This window comes from Candidatus Thiodiazotropha sp. AKAK2, from assembly GCF_058244685.1.
In genome coordinates this window covers 280,184-299,835 of sequence record NZ_JBSYOP010000022.1, presented here as the reverse complement: position 1 = coordinate 299,835, position 19,652 = coordinate 280,184, and the positions used below count along the sequence as shown (strand labels likewise).

The 19,652-nt window shown below is 51.5% G+C and carries 15 protein-coding genes; 6 read left to right on the top strand and 9 right to left on the bottom strand.

Annotation, left to right across the window (positions count from 1 at the left end):
- The first annotated feature begins 73 nt into the window (after window positions 1-73).
- Window positions 74-1,414: a CAP domain-containing protein gene (locus AC4IE8_RS10175; RefSeq protein WP_490790944.1), complete on the top strand. Its 1,341-nt coding sequence runs from the start codon at window positions 74-76 to the stop codon at window positions 1,412-1,414.
- Window positions 1,415-1,509: 95 nt separating this feature from the next.
- On the opposite strand, the gene AC4IE8_RS10170 is transcribed toward AC4IE8_RS10175, so the two are convergent.
- From AC4IE8_RS10170 to hemE, 5 genes are all read right to left on the bottom strand, one after another.
- Complete coding sequence (locus AC4IE8_RS10170) at window positions 1,510-2,199, bottom strand: hypothetical protein (RefSeq protein ID WP_490790943.1); 690 nt, start codon at window positions 2,197-2,199, stop codon at window positions 1,510-1,512.
- A gap of 741 nt (window positions 2,200-2,940) precedes the next feature.
- Window positions 2,941-3,378 (bottom strand): bacteriohemerythrin, encoded by a 438-nt coding sequence (locus AC4IE8_RS10165; RefSeq protein ID WP_068994757.1) that lies wholly within the window; start codon window positions 3,376-3,378, stop codon window positions 2,941-2,943.
- Between the two features lie 224 nt (window positions 3,379-3,602).
- Window positions 3,603-5,498 (bottom strand): ATP-binding protein, encoded by a 1,896-nt coding sequence (locus AC4IE8_RS10160; RefSeq protein ID WP_083226211.1) that lies wholly within the window; start codon window positions 5,496-5,498, stop codon window positions 3,603-3,605.
- A gap of 477 nt (window positions 5,499-5,975) precedes the next feature.
- Window positions 5,976-6,863, bottom strand: a complete 888-nt coding sequence (locus AC4IE8_RS10155) for an NAD(P)-dependent oxidoreductase (RefSeq protein WP_068994754.1) — start codon at window positions 6,861-6,863, stop codon at window positions 5,976-5,978.
- Between the two features lie 12 nt (window positions 6,864-6,875).
- Window positions 6,876-7,940, bottom strand: coding sequence for a uroporphyrinogen decarboxylase (gene hemE, locus AC4IE8_RS10150; protein ID WP_490790942.1), 1,065 nt, complete (start codon window positions 7,938-7,940; stop codon window positions 6,876-6,878).
- 101 nt (window positions 7,941-8,041) lie between these two features.
- Here hemE and AC4IE8_RS10145 point away from each other — a divergent pair, with 101 nt between their 5' ends.
- From AC4IE8_RS10145 to AC4IE8_RS10130, 4 genes are all read left to right on the top strand, one after another.
- Window positions 8,042-8,989: a hypothetical protein gene (locus AC4IE8_RS10145; protein WP_068994752.1), complete on the top strand. Its 948-nt coding sequence runs from the start codon at window positions 8,042-8,044 to the stop codon at window positions 8,987-8,989.
- A gap of 129 nt (window positions 8,990-9,118) precedes the next feature.
- The gene (locus AC4IE8_RS10140) at window positions 9,119-9,655 is read left to right on the top strand and encodes a hypothetical protein (protein ID WP_490790941.1); all 537 of its coding nucleotides are present in this window, start codon (window positions 9,119-9,121) and stop codon (window positions 9,653-9,655) included.
- A 117-nt stretch (window positions 9,656-9,772) separates the two neighbouring features.
- Window positions 9,773-12,691: a chemotaxis protein CheB gene (locus AC4IE8_RS10135; protein ID WP_490790940.1), complete on the top strand. Its 2,919-nt coding sequence runs from the start codon at window positions 9,773-9,775 to the stop codon at window positions 12,689-12,691.
- Between the two features lie 18 nt (window positions 12,692-12,709).
- Window positions 12,710-14,662 carry a putative bifunctional diguanylate cyclase/phosphodiesterase gene (locus tag AC4IE8_RS10130; protein ID WP_490790939.1) on the top strand — a complete coding sequence of 651 codons (1,953 nt, stop codon included), beginning with the start codon at window positions 12,710-12,712 and terminating at the stop codon, window positions 14,660-14,662.
- Between the two features lie 89 nt (window positions 14,663-14,751).
- On the opposite strand, the gene AC4IE8_RS10125 is transcribed toward AC4IE8_RS10130, so the two are convergent.
- The gene (locus AC4IE8_RS10125; RefSeq protein ID WP_490790938.1) at window positions 14,752-15,471 is read right to left on the bottom strand and encodes an oxygen-binding di-iron domain-containing protein; all 720 of its coding nucleotides are present in this window, start codon (window positions 15,469-15,471) and stop codon (window positions 14,752-14,754) included.
- A 281-nt stretch (window positions 15,472-15,752) separates the two neighbouring features.
- Between AC4IE8_RS10125 and nfi the strand changes: the two genes are divergently transcribed.
- On the top strand, window positions 15,753-16,442 hold the full coding sequence (gene nfi / locus AC4IE8_RS10120; protein ID WP_490790937.1) for a deoxyribonuclease V: 690 nt from the start codon (window positions 15,753-15,755) through the stop codon (window positions 16,440-16,442).
- On the opposite strand, the gene AC4IE8_RS10115 is transcribed toward nfi, so the two are convergent.
- The 3 genes from AC4IE8_RS10115 to glnL form a co-directional block, all read right to left on the bottom strand.
- On the bottom strand, window positions 16,439-16,837 hold the full coding sequence (locus tag AC4IE8_RS10115) for a hypothetical protein (RefSeq protein WP_490790936.1): 399 nt from the start codon (window positions 16,835-16,837) through the stop codon (window positions 16,439-16,441). The two genes, nfi and AC4IE8_RS10115, sit on opposite strands and share 4 nt — an antisense overlap.
- A 170-nt stretch (window positions 16,838-17,007) precedes the next feature.
- Window positions 17,008-18,414 carry a nitrogen regulation protein NR(I) gene (gene glnG / locus AC4IE8_RS10110; protein ID WP_490790935.1) on the bottom strand — a complete coding sequence of 469 codons (1,407 nt, stop codon included), beginning with the start codon at window positions 18,412-18,414 and terminating at the stop codon, window positions 17,008-17,010.
- Window positions 18,407-19,483 carry a nitrogen regulation protein NR(II) gene (gene glnL / locus AC4IE8_RS10105; RefSeq protein ID WP_490790934.1) on the bottom strand — a complete coding sequence of 359 codons (1,077 nt, stop codon included), beginning with the start codon at window positions 19,481-19,483 and terminating at the stop codon, window positions 18,407-18,409. The genes glnG and glnL overlap by 8 nt, the downstream gene beginning before the upstream one ends.
- Window positions 19,484-19,652 lie beyond the last annotated feature (169 nt).

Here is a 19,652-nt window from a genome sequence, read left to right as displayed (position 1 = left end):
GTAGGCGCCACCAACTCCGCTATCGGGATTGGAGCTTGGTAGTGCCCTTGGTCTTTAGCTGATGGTTTGTCATATGTTCCGTAAAAATAATACCAAAGCCCTTCTTCTGGCACTGATGCTCAGTCTCACTCTAATCGCCTGTGGCGGTGGTGGATCCGGGGGCGATGATGAGGGGGATTCTCAAACCACAGTCGATGACAACACCCAGGATGATAGCAACGGAGGGGATGACAACAACACCCCGCCGGACGACACCGACACCACGAACCCGGATGAAGGGGACAACACCCCGGTGGAACCGGATCAGCCACCACCGGCCGATGACGTGGTGACACCCCAGCCGGTGAACCAACCACCAGCAGCCTCGATCAGCGGCAGTCAAAGCAGCACATCGGGTGAAACCGTCACTCTGGACGGCTCCGCATCCAGTGATCCTGATGATGACAGCCTCAGCTACCTCTGGACACAGACCGGGGGAGAGGCGATCAATCTGACCAACAATAGCAACCCCACGCTCACTTTCATCGCACCGGAAGTGACACAGAGCAGCAGCTTAAGCTTGCGTTTGACGGTGAATGACGGGGAATACAGCGCCACCGCCGATATCACCATTCAACTCTCACCGGCAGCGGACAACACCGCCCCGGCGGTCACCAGCCGATCCCCCCTGGCCGATGCGGTCGGCGTCTCAACTACCACCCAGGTCAGCGTCAGTTTCGACGAACCCCTGGATGCGACTCTGGTCGATAACCAGAGTCTTCTGGTTACCCAGGCAGGTTCATCGGTAACCGCCAGTGTCAGCTATAACTCGAACAGCGACAGCCTGATCCTGAGTTTCGATAATCCACTGCTTGCCAACACCCTCTATCGGGTAACGCTTGGGACAAATCTGCAGGATCCTTCAGGCAACCAGGTCCCGGTAGCGAGCTGGGAATTCACCACCGGATCGAGCTACAACCTGGGCAGCACCAGCCAGGCAACCATCGATGCCTGCATGGACGAGAATGACAAACTGATGCTGACTCTGGTAAACAATGCCAGAGCGGTCAGCCGGAATTGTGGCGGCACCAATTATAGCGCCGTCGAAGCGATCGCCTGGCACTGCCAACTGGAAACCGCCGCACAGAACCACTCAACCTCCATGGCCGACAATGACTACTTCAGCCATACCGGTCTGGATGACTCAAGTCCGGGGGATAGAATCACAGCTGCGGGTTACATCTGGCGCGCCTATGCCGAAAATATCGCAGCCGGATACAACGATGAGGAGGCGGTGATGACCGCTTGGCTGGAGAGTCCCGGCCACTGCGCCAACATCATGAACACAAGCGTCACTGAAATGGGCGCCGGTGTGGCAGAAAACCCATCGGCACGTTATCGAATCTACTGGACCCAGGACTTTGCGGATCAGTAACGACGCCACGCTTTCAGCAGACCATGTTCGTCACAAACCAGGGATGGTATTCGGGCCTTATAACAGCAGACAACCTATCGTTGTAATCTCCCGGCTCAGGCGTTCTGGCCTTCACGGTCGAGAGAATCCAACACACCCTGCAGGATATCAAACCGCTGTTTCGCCTTTTGCCAGGCTTCGCCTTCAGCCGCTGCGCTAAAGAACTCCTCGCCCTGACGACAGAGTTCAGACAGCTGTGCCGGATCGAACAGGGTGATGGCGGCTTCAAACTCATCCTGTTCCGCACTCAAAAGTACCGGCAGCAGCTCATTTTGAAGAATCAGTGAATCGGGATCGAGCAAGTCGGCCACCAGGGGATGCTCAAGCAACGCATAGTGGGTTTTTCGGGCGGCCTCCTCCTGCTGCAGCTCCTGATGCGCCAGGGTGTCGTTACCTGCCCCTTTCCATACCGCACGCATGATCACCTCGACCAGTTTCGTGATGGCCTGCTTGTTCGGAGTCTGATCATCGGCCAGACGGCAGGCATTTTCGTAGGCTTTATCGAGTCGCTCTTTCAGCTCGAGAATCACATCGCTCTGCTCATGGGGACCCAAAGCCACGGCTTCCCCTACCAGTTTGCGCAGACTATCGATATAGGCCACCAGCTCTTCGTGGTCGAGACGCTGGGCTTCGGTCAGTTGCTCCTGGGTCAGCTGACTCTGTGACGCTCGAAACAGGGGATTGTCATGCTTGCGCATCAAATGACGTTCAAAACGTCCGGGAAGTTCACTAAACAGCAGATTCATATCGGGCCCACCTTCTCGCTACACCAGTCAACCCTGCAGGTAGCAAAATTCTCTCCAGCACGGTGTCAGGATAAATGATACCCCAGCCGGCCAGTAAAAGTAGCCGCAGAGCCGTGGCGCGGTGTAAATAAGCCACACGCCAGTGTTCTGCATCGAATCGGGGTATCCACGGCTCCTCCCTGATCTGTTATTACTTTTTTTGCGGCTGCATCAGGTAAAGAGTAATTGAGCTATTTGTACCATGAAACCCGGCCCAATAGGGAGCACTGGGGCGCATCACCTCACCAATCCATCTGCACCGGCCTATGGCGCTTTGGGGCATCGGCTCGAACAGAATCGCCAGCAGGCACTTTAAACAACTGGTCACATTCTGTGTTAAAACGGATTAAAACCTTGCAGTTCATTGACTTAAGTCAGTTAAAATGGAGCTTGCCGCAATTACCCTAGTGCTCGCAATGTTATTGCTTGTCTCCTGTGAAAAGACACACTTGCTGTTGTCTATTCCTTTAAGGAGCTTTTTGGTCAAGTCAAACTTGGAGGACAAACCATGTTAGGTAGTGATAAAGCAATAGTCGGCGCATTAGCAATCCTGGTGCTGGGTATCATTATCTCAGTAATGATTGGCTAACTGCAGAATAGGGCGGTGGTCAGTCACTGGCCCCGCCCTGCAAAATACCAGACTGTTCTCATAGAACCCGTTAACCGGCCCTAGCCTGACCAACTCACCCTTTCCAGTTTTCTCTATCGAATAAACCGGCCTAAGAACTGGGCTGTCACCATGTCCATAGTTTTGACATGATTATCAAACCAATTGCGCCACTCGATGAAGATAAAGTCGGCCAGGGCTTCCAGATTGAACTCCTTGAGCCATTGAGCCTGTAACGATTCAAGCCGTAACAACACCTGATCATGTTCCCCCTTATGCACCGGATAGGCTGGGAAGCCATGCTCCATCATCATTTTGTTTTCGCGCTCGAAATGTTCCTGGGTATGGTCGATCCAGGCCATAACCGATTGAGTGATCTTTTCAATTTCGGGCTTGGCCTCGAATCCATTGATCAACAGCGTTCCCAACTGGTTGATCAATTCAACCTCTTCCCGATGCACCTGATTCATCACTTCCAGTTCGACAAGCGGTATCTGATCACTGGCTACGATAGGTAGCTGATATTTACTCATGGCGCACCAAAGATCTCTAGCGGTAAAACTGCGCATCATAGAGGATGGTGGAGATTGCAAACATGACATGAATCAAGCAATTAAAATTGTTGACATGATGGTTCACATTCAGCGGTCCGAAAGGGATAAAGACTCCGCCAAGTATCACGATTTGAAACGGGGGATATATGTAGCTTAGGAAGTAATCTATTTTATTTGGTCATTACAATCAATCCCGGCAAGGATTACATCAACATGGTATTGGCAACTCTCTTCTTTTCCGCGTATCCACCACTATAGGCATGGGTCAGAGTCTTTTCCAACTCCTCCATTCCAACTGGCTTGGTCAACAGGTCAGAAAAACCGGCATCGAGAATCGTTTGATGCTGTTCAGGAAAGGCATGTGCTGTGGTCGCAATCAGAATTGGTATTGATCCGCTCTCGGCCCGCAACCGGTTTGCCACATCCATACCACTGATATCGGGCATTTGAATATCCATCAAAACAACATCAAATCGGTTGTTGCGTATTTGTGCCAAGGCTTCATAGCCATTGCTGGCGACAGCATAAGGATTGCCGAGCTTGGCAAGAAATGCGCAAAGCAGCATTCGATTGATTTCGTTATCATCGACAACCAGTACATGAAAGTTTTGGCGCTGTTGTTGCGTGACAGTGGCAGCTCTAGGTGCCTGCAGACAGAAATCATCCTGAGTACAGACTTTCAGTGGCAACTCCAGACTGAAACAGGAACCTTCATTCAATTGACTGCAGACATCCAGTTCACCATCCATTTTTACCACCAGGCTCTTAACGATCGCCAAACCCAGCCCGGCACCTTCCGTTTTACGGGTTTCAAAATTTTCCACTCGGGTGAAATTATCGAAAATCGTACTTATTTCCGTCTCAGCTATACCGACTCCAGTATCCTCGACTTCGAATCTAAGCAATACTTTTTTGCCGTTTGAGTTCAACAATTTTATTGTCAAACTGACACAACCCGACTCGGTATACTTGATCGCGTTGGAAAGCAGATTACTGACAATCTGACGCAAACGGTTTGCATCCCCATACAGCCTGTTATGAATCTGCTTATCGATGCACAGCTTAAGCGCCAGATTCTTTCGCTCAGCATTCGGACCCATGATGGCAAGAACCTCTTCCATTTCCGTATGCAGTGTGAAGGCTTCTTCATTCAAACTGATCTGGCCTGACTCAATCGAGGTGATATCCAGAATGTCATTCACAATATGCAACAGACTTTTTGCTGCTTTGCCGATTTGTGAAACAAATTGATTATGTTTCTGCTCCAGACGCTCTTCCTGCAGCAACTCGGTAAAACCCATAATTCCATTTAACGGTGTACGCAGTTCATGGCTGACATTGGCCAGAAACTGGTTCTTTGCTTCACTCGCCCGCTCAGATCTCTCCTTGGCTTCAATCAACTGGCTTTCAATCTTCTTACCCTGTTCGATCTCGCGGGTCAGTTCCAGATTCTTTTTTGCAATTTCTGCATGAGAATCCCTCACCTCTCCAAGCAGCTTTTCATTGTCCAACCATAGCTGGATATTGTGTTTAACGTTACGACTGTAACTTTTGGCAACCCACAACATAAATACCATATAGATCAGAATCAGGATCAGAACGGTTTCGGCAAGGGCGGTTCCCTGCATAAGCAGCGTTATCAGGGTTGGTGTCAACAAGGAGAAAAGTGTCAGCACATAGTTTTTGAATATCACTGCACGGGTAATGATGCCACCCGCTGTCACACCGCCCAATATGAAGAGCGTCAACATATGATAGGTCTCATCCTCTATCATAAAACCTATCGGACCGATAAACCCCCAGGGTACAACACTGACCAACACCAGTAGGCTGTATATGCGCAGCCATCTGTTTGCATTATTCAGATTGACTCGTTTTTCAAACTGACGGGCAACAAAGAATACCGATGCCGAACAGACAATATTGATAAAAACCCAGGCAGTCAGTAATGGCGTTGAAACCAGGCCCCAGAAAAAATAGATGATTGCTGCAAAAGTCGCAAAACTGCCGATACTGGCTTTTGTTGCAAGCTTGTATGATTCTTTGGCTAATTCCAGATTGAGCTTGTTATTCATCTTCCGTTGAAGTGTAAGTTCCATCTATCTTTAGTCCATACTTTAAATCTAATTCTTATTTTCGATTACCTGCCAAGCTTCAGTCAGATAAATGCTTCAGTGTCTGCTAACACGACTTCCAATCACTCGACTTATGTTATTAGTATCTTCAGCACAGCAGTATGACTGAAAGAGTGAATTGTTGTGTACAACTACAGCTTCACTGCTATGGATTTCACCTGTAAACAGTCGACCGGATTAGTGGTAACAGGCCCTAGATGGTAATGCCTGTCAAGCCAGCAAACAACAGTTTGCATTAAATGGGGTTTTTTTAATCTACGGATGAATACCGAAATAGTAGCCGGTAATAACACAGATAACCTTTCGGTCACTTCAGATCTGTTTCGGAAACTCAAAGGTGAGTGGATTCTGTTTTTTGATTTAACAGCGCTCAGTTAAATCACAGCGCCCAGCAATATGTTGCTACATCGAGAGACTGTCCTGCAGCTTTTTTATCAGGCCCTAACAACCGATATCGGTTTCCGCATCGAAACCCGGATTGATCGCTTCATACAGGGCTGAATAGTCTTCATCACCGTATCCAGCCTGTTGACCACTGTTCAAAATGCTCAGTGTGGCATCGGCCACTTTACCGTTCATACCGGAAGATTCAGCCACCGCTTTAAACAGTCCGATATCCTTGATCAGATGCTTCAGGGGAAAGTTGGCTTTGCTGTAGTCGTGTTCGAGGTACTTCTGCAGTTTTTTATCGAAGGTCGGTGCATAGAGTGCGCTTTCACGCAGTAACTTCATGAAATGTTCAACATCGACACCCTCAGCCCGGATCAAGCCCAGGCTCTGGGCAAACCCGACCGTCAGTGCGGCGATCAGCTGATTCATCGCCAGTTTCATTGCCGCTGCCTGACCGACTCCGCCAACCAGGTCAACCTCCTTACCCAGCCCTCTGAGTAACAACAGACAGTGGTGGTAGACCTCCTCGGAACCACCCGCCATCACGATCAATTCACCACTCATCGCCTCTGGAATACTACCGAGTACCGGCACCTCCAGATAGTCGGCACCTGACTGTTGCACCCGGTCAGCAAGTTCGCGACTCTGATCGGGCGAGATGGTACCCATCTGCAACACCGTCTTACCACCAAGTTGGCTCACGACCTCATCGCAGAACAGCACCGACTCGATTGCCTGGGCATCACTCAATGTCAGCAGGAGGACCTCCGAATCGCTGACCGCATCAGCCAGATCCCCTGTCACGGCAACGCCTTCGGCCTGCGCCGTCTGCAGACGTGATTCTGATCGGTTCCAGGCTTTCACCTCATGACCACGTTGAATCAAACGATGGGCAACCGGCAGCCCCATCAATCCAAGTCCTAGCAGGGTTACTTTCATAATTAAATGGCTCTACTGATGGTAGGGACGACTCAATTCATGAACCGCTTCGACAAACACACCCGCATGTTCAGGGTCGATCTCCGGGTGGATACCATGCCCCAGATTGAAGATATGGCCACTGCCCTGTCCATAACTGGAAAGCACCTTCGCCACCTCCTCACGAATCCGCTCCGGTGAGGCGTAGAGGGTGCATGGGTCCAGATTTCCCTGCAGTGCGACCCGGTCACCCACTCGGCTTCTGGCATCGGCAAGACTCAAAGTCCAGTCGACGCCAAGCCCATCACAGCCGGTGTCAGCCATCTTCTCCAGCCACAGACCGCCACCTTTGGTAAAGAGTATGGTCGGAATCTTGCACCCATCGGCTTGTTTGGTCAGGCCGTCCAGAATCCGCGCCATGTAGTCCAGGGAAAAGCTCTGATAGTGCTGTGGGGTCAGGGCGCCGCCCCAGGTATCGAAGATCATCAACGCCTGGGCACCGGCTTCAACCTGGGCATTCAGATAGGCGGTCACCGCGGTTGCAACCTTCTCCAGCAGGCGATGCATCAGCTCAGGGCGGTCGAACATCATCCCTTTCACTTTGGAGAAGTTCTTGGTGCCGCTCCCCTCGACCATATAGGTGGCCAGTGTCCAGGGGCTGCCACTGAAGCCGATCAAAGGCACTCGGCCATCCAGCTCCCGCCGAATGGTGCTCACCGCATCCATCACATAGCCCAGATCTTCTGCCATATCCGGCAGACCGAGCGCCTCAACAGCCGCTTCATCGGTTACCGGGCGCTCAAACCTGGGGCCCTCCCCCGTGGTGAAGTAGAGGCCCAGGCCCATCGCATCCGGAACGGTCAGAATGTCGGAGAATAGGATCGCCGCATCCAGCGGATAACGATCCAAAGGCTGCAGGGTCACTTCACAGGCCAATTCCGGATTCTTACACAGATCCATGAAACTCCCGGCCTTCGCACGGGTGGCCCGGTATTCAGGCAGATAACGTCCTGCCTGACGCATCATCCACACAGGGGTCATATCCACCGGCTCACGCGCCAAGGCTCTAAGAAAACGGTCATTTTTTAAACTGGTCACGGATTAAGATCCTTTAGCAACATTTTTTTGGTATAAAGAGGTAACCGGCCAACCCGGCAACTAAGTATATCGCGTTCAGCCCAGGAGTGAATCTCAAACCTATGTCTGCAGTAAAACAGATCATACTGGCAAAAAAAGATGCCTTGGCCAGCGCTATCGGCAAGCCCCTCTCCGAATTGGCCAAACAGTGTGCCCAGGTCTGGCAGGATCCGGATGCACTCGACGGAGTACTGCTGGAGCATATCGGCGATATCACCAATTGCGAATTTCTCTATGCCTGGGATCTGGACGGTCGGGAGATCTCATCCCTGGTGATGCCAGATGGTGTGGATAGAGGCTGGCGGGGCAGGGATCTCTCCGAGCGCCCCTATCTGAAGAACAACCTGCCTTTCAAGGGGATCATGCTCTCATCGGTCTACCACAGCCAGTTTTCACATCGCGAGTGTGTCACTGCTCTGCAGGCGGTGCGGCAGAATAAAAATCTGGTCGGCTTCATCGCGGCGGACTTCTCGCTCGACAAACTCAACGCGGAAGAGAACGCCAGCATGGAGCAGCCCCAGTGGCAGCAGTTCAAGGGAGATCCGGCGGTTCGCGGTCAACTGTTTATGCAGCAGAGAGTGCAGAGCCGGCTCGATGAACACATCGATTCAGTGCATGAAACCGTCTACGATCTGATGACCGAACACGGCATCTTTCACTGCAAGATCCACTTCTCCAGCGGGCGCTGCTCATTCTGGGATATGGATGATCCCTACAGCTACCATATTCATGGTGTCGAGGAGATCATCGACCCGGATATCGTGTTGGCCTATCCGCTGCATCCCTACCCTGATCGAGCCAAGGTGAGCCCTGAACAGTTACGTGACGTGTTGCAGGAATTCAAGGCACTGCGCTTCGTCGATGAGACCATCTATCTGCGCAGTGCATCGGTGAATATCATGAACGGCATGCTCGGTCTGACCTTCTCCTGTGACGGTTCGCACTATATGCCGGTGGAGGAGTTTCTCGCTAAGAATCTGAGTTTCTGGTTGGGTACCAACGATATTTAAACTCTCGATCTTTAGCGATTGTTTTTACGATATCCCCCCTTGTTATTACCTGACTTCGCATCTACGTTTCTGTAAGGGTGTGTTAACACAGCATGATTTACCCTGTTAAACAGACAGTTGTCGGGATTTATGTCCAACAAAGGCTCAACCATCTACGAATTGGATGCAGATAACCTGATCTGCCATATCGATGGCGACTGGGACCAGTTTCAGCAGGCAAACACCGGTGAGCATCAAAACTATGAAAACCTGAAAAAGAGACGGGTTCTCGGAAACGAGCTTGAATCCTATGTTCAGGACACCAACACCAAGATGCTACTGCAGACTGTCTTTGCCTATGTGAGACAGACCCAACAGAAAAAAGCGCTTCCCGATCGTTGTGATTCCGCTGACCAGAAACGCTATTTGTCGATGCAGATCGAGCCACTGGCCGATGCGGGCCTGCGGGTCTCCCACACTCAATTGCACAGCGAACCTCTGGAGCCACCGGTGCAGATTTATCCTGTAACCGATCGGAATGCCGAGACCGTATGGCGTTGCAGCATCTGTAACCGTATTGAATCAGATCAAGCATGGCTTGAACCGGACGAAGCCGCACAACTCTGGTGCAAGCACAGCTTCAATGTCAGCTATACGGCCTGTCCGGTCTGTATGAATACGATTTGATGCTGCCCGATAAGTGTAAAAAACGTGTTTAATTGTTACATATCAATAATTAAACTGTTTTAATAAGTATAATTTGCTTGGGATTTAAACCCCAAACCAACCCCCTCAGATAGTGTTATGAATGATAAGAACAGCAGTGATCCAGAGCTTCCGGATGAGTTGGAAACCGAGGTAAAACCAACTCATATCGTAGGAGTCGGTGCCTCAGCAGGAGGGCTGGAAGCAATCGAAGCCTTCTTCAAGGTGATGCCACCGGACAGCGGGGTCTCCTTTGTGGTGATTCAGCACCTCTCTCCGGATCACAAGAGCCTGATGGCGGAACTGCTCTCAAAACGGACCCGGATGCCGGTACACCGGGCACAGGATGGTGAGCTGGTCGAGCCCAATTCGGTCTATTTGATTCCACCAAACAAGAATCTGCGCCTGTTTCACGGACGAATCATTCTGTCGGAGCAGGATCGGGATGCGCGAGGCATCAACTTGCCGATCGATATCTTTTTCCGATCACTGGCAGAGGACCAGGGCGCCAAGGCGATCGCCATCGTGCTCTCCGGCACCGGCAGCGATGGCACCAGTGGCATCCGGGCCATCAAGGAGGAGCTGGGCATGGTGATGGTACAGGTGGAGGAGACCGCCGCTTTTGACGGTATGCCGCGCAGCGCCATCGCCACCGGGCTGGTGGATTACATCCTGCCCCCCAATGAGATGCCGACTCAACTGCTCTCCTATCTGAAGCATCCATTCACCGCCAAGGATGAGTATGCCAGCACCATGCTCAACGATGAGGATGGGGTGACGCGAATCTTCGCCCTGCTCAGGGAGAGCAACAAGATCGATTTCACCTACTACAAACCCACCACCATCATTCGTCGTATCGAACGCCGTATGGCAGTCAATCAGATCCATGATCTGAGTGACTATGTACGCTTTCTCGAAAGCTATCCGGTAGAACTCAACAGTCTGCATAAAGACCTGCTGATCGGTGTCACCAGCTTCTTCAGGGATCCGGAAGCCTTTGACGCTATCGCCAACAAATATCTGCCGCAACTGTTCAAAGAGGCGAAAGAGGATAAACTTCGCATCTGGGTCAGTGGTTGCTCCACCGGTGAAGAGGCCTACAGTCTGGCGATTCTCTGTTGCGAGGTGATGGAGCAACAGAGCCTGGTATTGGATGTGAAGATCTTCGCCACCGATGTGGACCGGGAAGCGATCCTGGCCGCCAGTGCCGGCGTCTTTGCCGAGAGTGCGGTGGCGGATATTGAACCCGGCATGCTCTCCAAGTACTTCTATCGCCGGGATGAAGGTTTCTATATCAGCCGTCAGGTTAGAGAGATGGTGGTGTTCGCCCAGCACAACCTGGTCAAGGATCCCCCCTTTACCAACATCGATCTGATCAGCTGCCGCAATTTGCTGATCTATCTGCAGCCGGTGTTGCAAAAACGGGTTCTCGAACTGTTCAACTTTGCCCTCAATCCGAAAGGCGTACTGTTCCTCGGCAGCAGTGAAACCACCGGTGAGATGGGCGAGTACTTCGATCCGGTCGATCACAAATGGCGAATCTACCAATCCCGAGGCCGACGTCGTCAGTCGGAGCTTTCGGAACCGGCGATCAACTTCGATGCCAAGCGCTGGTATAACAACAACCGCATGTCAGGGCGAGGTATGGCCGCGCGGATGCATGAGGAGGAGCGTCTGCTGGAACGCCTGGTGGAAGGTGTTGCTGGCGACTATCTGCCATTCTGCCTGGTGGTCAGTGAATCTCTGGAACTGATGCATGTGGCCGGTGACGCCAAAGACTATCTTCAATTCACCACCGGAAAGGTGGTCAATGATGTCTCTAAGCTGGTCATCAAGGATCTGGCGATCCCACTCTCTACAGGTCTGCAAAAAGTCTTCAAAAGCAAGGAAGAGCTGATCTATTCCAACATCAATCTGAACCTGGCAGAGAAGCATAAGGTCGTTAATATGCGGCTGAAACCTCTACCGACTAAAAAACGCCAGGTCATGATGGTCGCCGTATTTATCGAAGAGGTTCGTACTTCCACTCAATCCTCCACCTCCTCTTCCGAAACCTATAATGTGGGCAAGGAGGCACAGCAACGTATTATCGACCTGGAGAACGAACTGCAGTTTACCCGGGAGAATCTGCAGGCAACCGTTGAGGAACTTGAGACCTCCAACGAAGAGCTGCAGGCGACCAATGAAGAGTTGCTGGCCAGTAATGAGGAGTTGCAGAGTACCAATGAAGAGTTGCAATCTGTCAACGAAGAACTCTACACGGTCAATTCCGAGTACCAGGGTAAAATCACCGAGCTGACAGAGGTGAATAACGACCTGGACAACCTGCTGTGCAACACCCGTGTTGCCACCCTGTTTTTCGATGAGAATCTGGATATACGCCGTTATACCCCAGAGGCCACACAGCTCTTCCGGGTCATCGATCAGGACATCGGCAGGCCGATCAGTCACCTCTCCCACAGACTGCTCGATGTGGATCTGGTACAACTGGCCAAAGAGGTACTGATCAATGAAACAGGGATTGAAAGGGAAAAGATCAATACGGAGAACGGCGAAGAGTTTTTAATGCGTGTCTTTCCTTATCAGATTGCACCAGATACCTACTCCGGAGTGGTCTTCACCTTTGTCAGCACAAGTGGGTTGAGACAGGCGCAAAACAAGCTGGTCGAACAGGAGCTGAGGATGGAGGCCCTGCTCAAGGTTAGCGACGCCTATGTGCTGATCAATGAACAGGGTGAGATTCAGGAAGTCAATCAGGCCTTGACCGATCTGGTTGGTTACAATGAGAGTGAGCTGATCGATCAAAACATATCGATCCTCATGCCGGAGGATTTCGCCACTCAGCATGACCATTTCATTCAACGATATCTGAAAGAGGGTAACTCAAAAATTATCGGAACAACCCGTGAAGTCCCGGTCAAACGGCAAGACGGAGAGATTATCAATCAACATCTGACCGTAGCGGAAATGGTCATCGGCCAACGACATTGGTTTGTAGGATTACTAAAAGATCAATAAGCGAATCAGTCTGCAACAATGGGTAACGACAACAGCAACAAACCTGGCCATCCAAATCATGAGTATATGCGCGAGAGGGCAGAACAGATCGCTCAAAGACGTCAGCGCATCACTTACGAAAAGAAACTGGCTGACCGGGACAGGTTACTGCAGGATCTGCATGTTCATCAGATCGAATTGGAATTGCAGAACGAAGAGTTACGCCAGTCCCAGGCGAAGTTGGAGTTCACTCATCAACAATATCTCGATCTCTATAACGAAGCCCCGGTTGGTTATGCCAGTCTTGATGACAGTGGCCTGATCATACGTTCCAACCAGATGCTCGCTTCCATGCTGGGCATGGAAAAATACAGCCTCACCGGCAAGGCTTTGGCAGAGTTCATGCTGCCGATTGATCAGAACATATTCCGCAGCCGCTTCAATGCCTTTGTCAAACAGCCTCAAGATAAACATATCGATGTTAGATTCAAAGTTGGCGACAGAGGTACCCATACAAGCAGCTTCATCGGCAGGATTCAGGGCCGGCGGCTGGATAGCGATAATAATTCCGGCAACCAGCACTGGTCTGAAACGATACTTATCGTCATCAGTGACGTTACCGAGATCAAAAAATCTGAAGAGAAAATTCATTACCAGGCATTTCATGATCTGCTTACCGGTATACCGAACCGGGCCTCACTCTATGAACGACTGGAAAACGCGCTCGCCCTTGCCAAGCGACAACACTCCTTTGGCGCCCTGCTGTTTATGGATCTGGATCGTTTCAAAAACATCAACGATTCTCTTGGCCACCACACCGGCGACAAACTGTTGATCGATTTCACCAACCGCATTCAACAGCATACCCGCAAGGAAGATATGCTGTTTCGGATGGGTGGTGATGAATTTGTCATCCTGCTTGCCGAACAGCATCACGACAACAACATCATGGCCGTGATTGCCCAACGCTTCACCGAACATGTCGTTGAAGCAATAAATGAACCGATGATTCTGGGCGGTCACAGTTTTCAGATTACCCTGAGCATTGGCATCAGCATCTTTCCCTTTCAGCGAAAAGACAATCTCAACGATGTAGTACGCCAGGCGGATACCGCCATGTACCAGGCAAAAAAAGAGGGTGGGGCACTGGCCCGCTTTTTTCAGGTCAACATGCAGGAGATGGCCAGACAACGCATGATCCTCGAAGCGGAACTCCGGGTGGCCCTGGTAGAGCAGCAATTCAGTCTCTACTACCAGCCGCAAATGCATACAGACGGTAACATCTATGCTCTGGAAGCCCTGTTACGCTGGAAACACCCTTATCGCGGTATTGTGACTCCGGATAAATTCATCCACATTGCTGAAGATACCAACATGATTGTTGAACTCGGCAATTGGGTTTTGGAGACAGTGGTAAAGCAGATCATTGCATGGCAACAACAAAAACTGTTCGATCCCATGATTCGTTATGCCATCAATATCAGTGCCAAACAGCTTGAGTCCTCCAACTTCTACACTCAGGTGGAGCAGATCATAAAACGTTACAAGCTCGATCCCAAGTGCCTGGTTTTTGAGATCACCGAATCCCTGCTGTTGCCGGATAACAAGGTCGCTACAGACACCCTCAAACAGTTATCGGAATTGAACATCACTTTTTCAGTTGATGATTTCGGTACCGGCTACTCTTCGCTGGCAACAATCGATACCGCGCCGATCGGACAGCTTAAAATCGATCGCAGTTTCATCAGTCAACTTCACTGGTCGGAGGAGCAGGGCTCACCAAAATCGAGCAGCCAATATTCTCTGGTCAATGCCATACTCTCAATGGGTAAGGCATTGGAACTGGAAGTCATTGCCGAAGGTGTGGAAACGGAAGAGCAATTGAAAGTTCTGACACATCTGGGCTGTAAATATCTGCAAGGGTACTATTTCAGCAAACCCATTCCGATTAACCAGATCCCGGAAATTCTGCCCTCAGACGAGGGCGACTGACACGCCGTTTACTGAAACAGACTGCTTACAGTTTGAAAAGAGACTCGCTATAGCACTGTGCCGACAAACAGTTCGCTGCGACTTGATAATCAGGGCAGCTGATAGTTCGCCTGAGTCACCAGATCCACACCACACTCCAGATTCTCGACCCAGGAGATGAACTCGTTGACCACTTTCTTACCGACAAATGCCCGACCATGCTGGGGTACGATCATCTCGATATCGAGTTGACGGACCATGTTGGCCCAGAGTCTGCAGACCTTGTTGGCGTTCATATAGCGACGGTGAAAGCCTTCCATATAGGGCATGATCTCAGAGAGCTTTTTCACCGGTGCATTGAGATCGCCCGGTGGCAGATTAGCGCCCAAATCCCCGGAGAAGAGAATCCGGCTGAGGGGATCATAAAACTGGAAATTGCCTTCCGCATGAAGGAAGTGGGCCGGTAACGCCATCAGGCGGATATTCCCCAACTGCAGATTGGTACCCTCATCCGGAATCGCCACGACCCGGTCAACCAAACGACCAGGGCGGGTGAAATGGGGGATGAAGCGCTCCCACAGGGCAGGCACCACGACCTTACAGTCTGTACCGACCAGCCATTTGTTGACGGAAGCAACGATATCGGGATCCTGGTGCGAGGCCACCACATAATCCAGCTTCTTCACATTCATGTAGTCACTGATCGCCATGAACAGCCTGGAATAGGTCAGTTCACCACCTGGATCGATGAGTGCAGCATGTTGATGATCGTAGATTAGAAACTGATTGGCTTGTACGGCTTCACCAGAAACCAGGTCTCTGAATGCCACGCAGATGTGGCTTCCGTTATTGAATAGCTCAACTGACATAATATTCTTTAGTTTTTCTGTTAAAACTGTACCGCTTGAAGCAGATCCATCCTTGAAATCGATACTGGTGTATCGTCCAGTTTCAAGAAAGCTTAAACATAATACAGTAATTTATTAACCCGGCAACCAGTCAGGTTAGATTCAGTTGTCGGGTAAATAGAAACAATATTAGTTGTTTTCTTGCTCTCTGAACTTCAAGATTAAGCTATTTTTCATATTTTGTAAGCGGAAATTATCAATTGATGGCCCTCAGCCACCCATGGAACCTGGTTCCAAAGGATGCCATAGCCCTGCAGAATCAGCTCAGAAGCCAGATAATCCGAGTTGATCAGTTGACAGAACCGCAACGGGTCGCGGGAGTGGATGTGGGCTTCGAGGCGGCCGGTAAAGTGACCCGTGCAGCCATTGCGATTCTCAATTTTCCCTCCCTGCAACTCGTCGAACAGGCTATTGTACGGATTCCAACCCAATTTCCTTACATACCGGGTCTACTCTCATTTCGTGAAGTACCGGCGATCATGCAGGCCATTGAAAAGCTCAGTTGCCCACCAGATCTACTGCTTTGTGACGGCCAGGGGTTGGCCCATCCGAGACGCTTTGGCCTGGCTTGTCATCTGGGACTGCTGACCGATATCCCTTCGATCGGGATTGCAAAGACCCGCCTCATCGGACGCCATGTCGAATTGCCGGAAAAGAAGGGTAGCTGGGTCCCTTTGATCGATCGGGATGAGGTGATCGGTGCGGTGTTGCGCAGCCGTTCAGGGGTGAAACCGATCTACGTCTCAATCGGTCATCGGATTTCTCTGCAGAGTGCCTTGCGCTATGTGCAGGCCGCCACCACTCGCTACAAACTGCCTGAAACCACTCGGGCGGCCCACCATCTTGCTTCGGTGGACAAGTCTGCCGTTACAGGTAGATCCCGTAGTGGTTAGTCGGAATCCCGCAGATGTTCGATATAACGGGGTCTGTCCTTCATCACCAGCTTGACCCCACCCGCCCAGGCCTGCAGAGGTTCCTGATCTTTGATTTTCAGATCACATCTTGCTCTACCCTGGCTCTCCAAAGGCAACGGAATCATATCCCGGTAGGTGTAGATATTCTCGCCCACGTCCCCCCCTTCGCAGATACAGGGGCATTCGGGTAATGCCGATTCAAGCTCCGCTTCCTCAAAGATGAGCTCACCGGCCTGATACCAGCGGGTGCGTTCCGATGAACCGCTCATGGTCTTGATGATGATCACCCGCGAAAAAGAGATGGTCAGTCTGCCGTCTTCGATTTTAACGGACTCGATTTCGCTGTTCGGCAAATTGATTGTACTGGAATCCATGCTACACCTACGCTTTTGAAACTTGAGAGCAGAACCCAAGTGGGCTGCTTCGGATGCAGCATCTTAACCCCAGTACACGCTACGGACAAAAGTCTGATACCCGGAATTTTCTGGGGATGGATCTGTCACCCCAGCCCGGTGAGGTAGAGGATCACAACTCAAAAACAAGCTCAGCTCTCTTCCATACCAAGCTCTTTGATTTTTCGGGTCAGGGTGTTGCGCCCCCACCCCAGCAGTCTCGCTGCATCCTGTCGTTTACCGGCGGTATGCTCAAGGGCAGTCTCGATCATCACGGTTTCAAAATCGGGTTCCGCTTCATTCAGGATACCTTCACACCCTTCCTGAAGACGCCGTTTCACCCAGCCTCTCAGCAGCTGACGCCAATCATCCTGGGGTGATGTGCTGGTAACGGACTCTTTCAGCTCAGTCGGCAGATCTTCGATATGGATCTCTTGCCCGGACGCCATAACGGTCAACCAGCGGGCGGTATTTTCCAGCTGTCTTACGTTACCAGGCCACTCCAGCTGACTGAGATAGCTTTCCGCCTCCGGTAGCAGGACCTTGTAATCCACCGCCAACTCTTCTGCGGCGGTCTTGAGAAAATAGTTCAGAAGCAACGGTATGTCCTCACGGCGCTGACGCAACGAGGGCAGATGGATACGGATTACATTCAGCCGATGGAACAGATCTTCGCGAAACGCCCCCTCCTTGACCAGTCCCTCCAGATGCTGGTGGGTTGCCGCAATGATCCTTACATCGACCTTGACCGGTTCATGTCCACCAACCCGGTAGAACTCACCGTCGGCCAGTACCCGTAGCAGTCTGGTCTGTAACTCGGCCGGCATGTCGCCGATCTCATCCAGAAACAGGGTGCCGGTATCCGCCTGTTCAAACCGTCCGACCCGTCGGGTCTGGGCACCGGTAAAGGCGCCGCGTTCATGTCCAAACAGCTCCGACTCCATCAGGTCCTTAGGAATCGCTGCCATATTAAGCGCGATAAACGGTCCTTCGGCACGGCTGCTGTGCCGATGCAGCGCGTGGGCAACCAGTTCTTTACCGGTACCCGATTCACCATTGATCAAAACCGTGATGTTGGAACGGGCCAGACGGCCGATCGCCCGAAACACCTCCTGCATCGCAGGCGCTTCACCGATGATCTCTTTACCCCCGTCGCTGGTATCGATTTTCGTCGGCTCTTCCACCGTCAACTGTTGACGGCAGGCTCGACGTATCTGCTGCACGGCCTCATCCACATCGAAGGGCTTAGGCAGGTATTCAAAGGCCCCGCCATGATAGGCGGAGACCGCACTATCCAGATCCGAATGGGCGGTCATGATGATTACCGGCAGGGCGGGATAGCGGGCATGCAGCAACTCCAGCAGCTCCAGACCATCCATGCCCGGCATACGGATATCCGACACAACCACATCGGGCTGGCCTTTATCCAGTGAACTGAGCACGCTGTCGGCGCTCTCAAAACTGGTAACCTCCATCTCCGCCTTTTCCAGGGTTTTTTCCAAAACCCATCGAATCGAGCGATCATCATCTATCACCCATACGCGGCATGCTCTATCCATCTACCTGCTCCAAAGGAAGTAATACTCTAAATACGGTTTCACCAGGCTTACTGGTAAATTCGATCAAACCCTGATGTCGATTGATCAGGGTCTGGGATATGGAAAGACCGAGGCCCATGCCGTTGCTGCCGGAGACCAGCGGGAAAAAGACCCGCTCCTGCAGCTCTGGTGGAATCCCCGGTCCGTTGTCACAGATCTCGATCGAGATCACCAGGCGGTGGCGTATGTTGCCAATGGTGAACTGGCGCAATACCCGACTGGTGATACCCACCACGCCATGGGAGCCGGCCGCTCTGACCCCATTGCGGACGATATTGAGAAATGCCTGAATCAGCTGATCCATATCTCCGGTGAGATCGGGAATACTCGGATCATAATTCTTGATCACATTCAGATTCGGTCCGGTCTCAGCCTGCACCAGACTGCAAACCCGCTCCATGACCTGGTGAATATTGACCGCTTTCAACTCCGGGATCCGGTTTGGTCCCAGCATGGTATCGACCAGATTCTGCAGTCGATCCGCCTCTTCGATGATGATCTGGGTGTATTCGGTCAGGGATTGATCGGGCAGTTCACGCTCCAGCAGTTGCGCTGCGCCACGTAGGCCACCTAATGGATTTTTGATCTCATGGGCCAACCCCTTAACCAGCGCGCGACTGGCCTGATTGCGCGATAGGATCTGCTCTTCCCGGGTGATACGCAGTTGCCGGTCCACCTGCTGAATCTCCACCAGAAACTCACTCACGTACTGACCGGATCGTAGCGGAATCACCGTGCAGTCCACCGTGATCTCGCGACCCTCCTGCAACGCCAGCTGATGCTCTCTCTCGGTGAAGGGTTGCCCGGTTTCCAGAGAGCGGTTCAGATTATTTCTAACAATGCCATTGGAGCAGTAGATCAGCTCAGCCGCATGGTGGCCAACCATCTTCCGCGCACTCACACCAAACAGCATTTCCGCAGCTGAATTGATGAACAGCAGATTGAACTCACGATCAAACAGCAGAATGGCGGTACTCAGGTTTTCGAGCACGCGCCGTTCCATGGAGGGTTTAATGGGTTGAGGATTCATGGCTATTCAACTAGCAAAAACTACACCAACGAATGCAACAACGACCAAATCCACTTTCATCTGCCGCTGCTGCGGGCTAATCATGGCAGAATCCAGGGCAACCGGGGTCCGTACGAAACTGCAGCCAGTGAATCCGATTTGCTGCGACCTGGTCGTCAAGACAGGTTAA

Bases quoted from the DNA above. Each gene is read 5' to 3' on its own strand.
- AC4IE8_RS10175 (WP_490790944.1), top strand. From the start codon at position 74: ATGTTCCGTAAAAATAATACCAAAGCCCTTCTTCTGGCACTGATGCTC.
- AC4IE8_RS10145 (WP_068994752.1), top strand. From the start codon at position 8,042: ATGTCTGCAGTAAAACAGATCATACTGGCAAAAAAAGATGCCTTGGCC.
- glnG (WP_490790935.1), bottom strand. From the start codon at position 18,414: ATGGATAGAGCATGCCGCGTATGGGTGATAGATGATGATCGCTCGATT.
- AC4IE8_RS10115 (WP_490790936.1), bottom strand. From the start codon at position 16,837: ATGGATTCCAGTACAATCAATTTGCCGAACAGCGAAATCGAGTCCGTT.
- AC4IE8_RS10155 (WP_068994754.1), bottom strand. From the start codon at position 6,863: ATGAAAGTAACCCTGCTAGGACTTGGATTGATGGGGCTGCCGGTTGCC.
- AC4IE8_RS10135 (WP_490790940.1), top strand. From the start codon at position 9,773: ATGAATGATAAGAACAGCAGTGATCCAGAGCTTCCGGATGAGTTGGAA.
- glnL (WP_490790934.1), bottom strand. From the start codon at position 19,483: ATGAATCCTCAACCCATTAAACCCTCCATGGAACGGCGCGTGCTCGAA.
- AC4IE8_RS10160 (WP_083226211.1), bottom strand. From the start codon at position 5,498: ATGGAACTTACACTTCAACGGAAGATGAATAACAAGCTCAATCTGGAA.
- AC4IE8_RS10140 (WP_490790941.1), top strand. From the start codon at position 9,119: ATGTCCAACAAAGGCTCAACCATCTACGAATTGGATGCAGATAACCTG.
- AC4IE8_RS10130 (WP_490790939.1), top strand. From the start codon at position 12,710: ATGGGTAACGACAACAGCAACAAACCTGGCCATCCAAATCATGAGTAT.
- nfi (WP_490790937.1), top strand. From the start codon at position 15,753: ATGGCCCTCAGCCACCCATGGAACCTGGTTCCAAAGGATGCCATAGCC.
- AC4IE8_RS10165 (WP_068994757.1), bottom strand. From the start codon at position 3,378: ATGAGTAAATATCAGCTACCTATCGTAGCCAGTGATCAGATACCGCTT.
- AC4IE8_RS10170 (WP_490790943.1), bottom strand. From the start codon at position 2,199: ATGAATCTGCTGTTTAGTGAACTTCCCGGACGTTTTGAACGTCATTTG.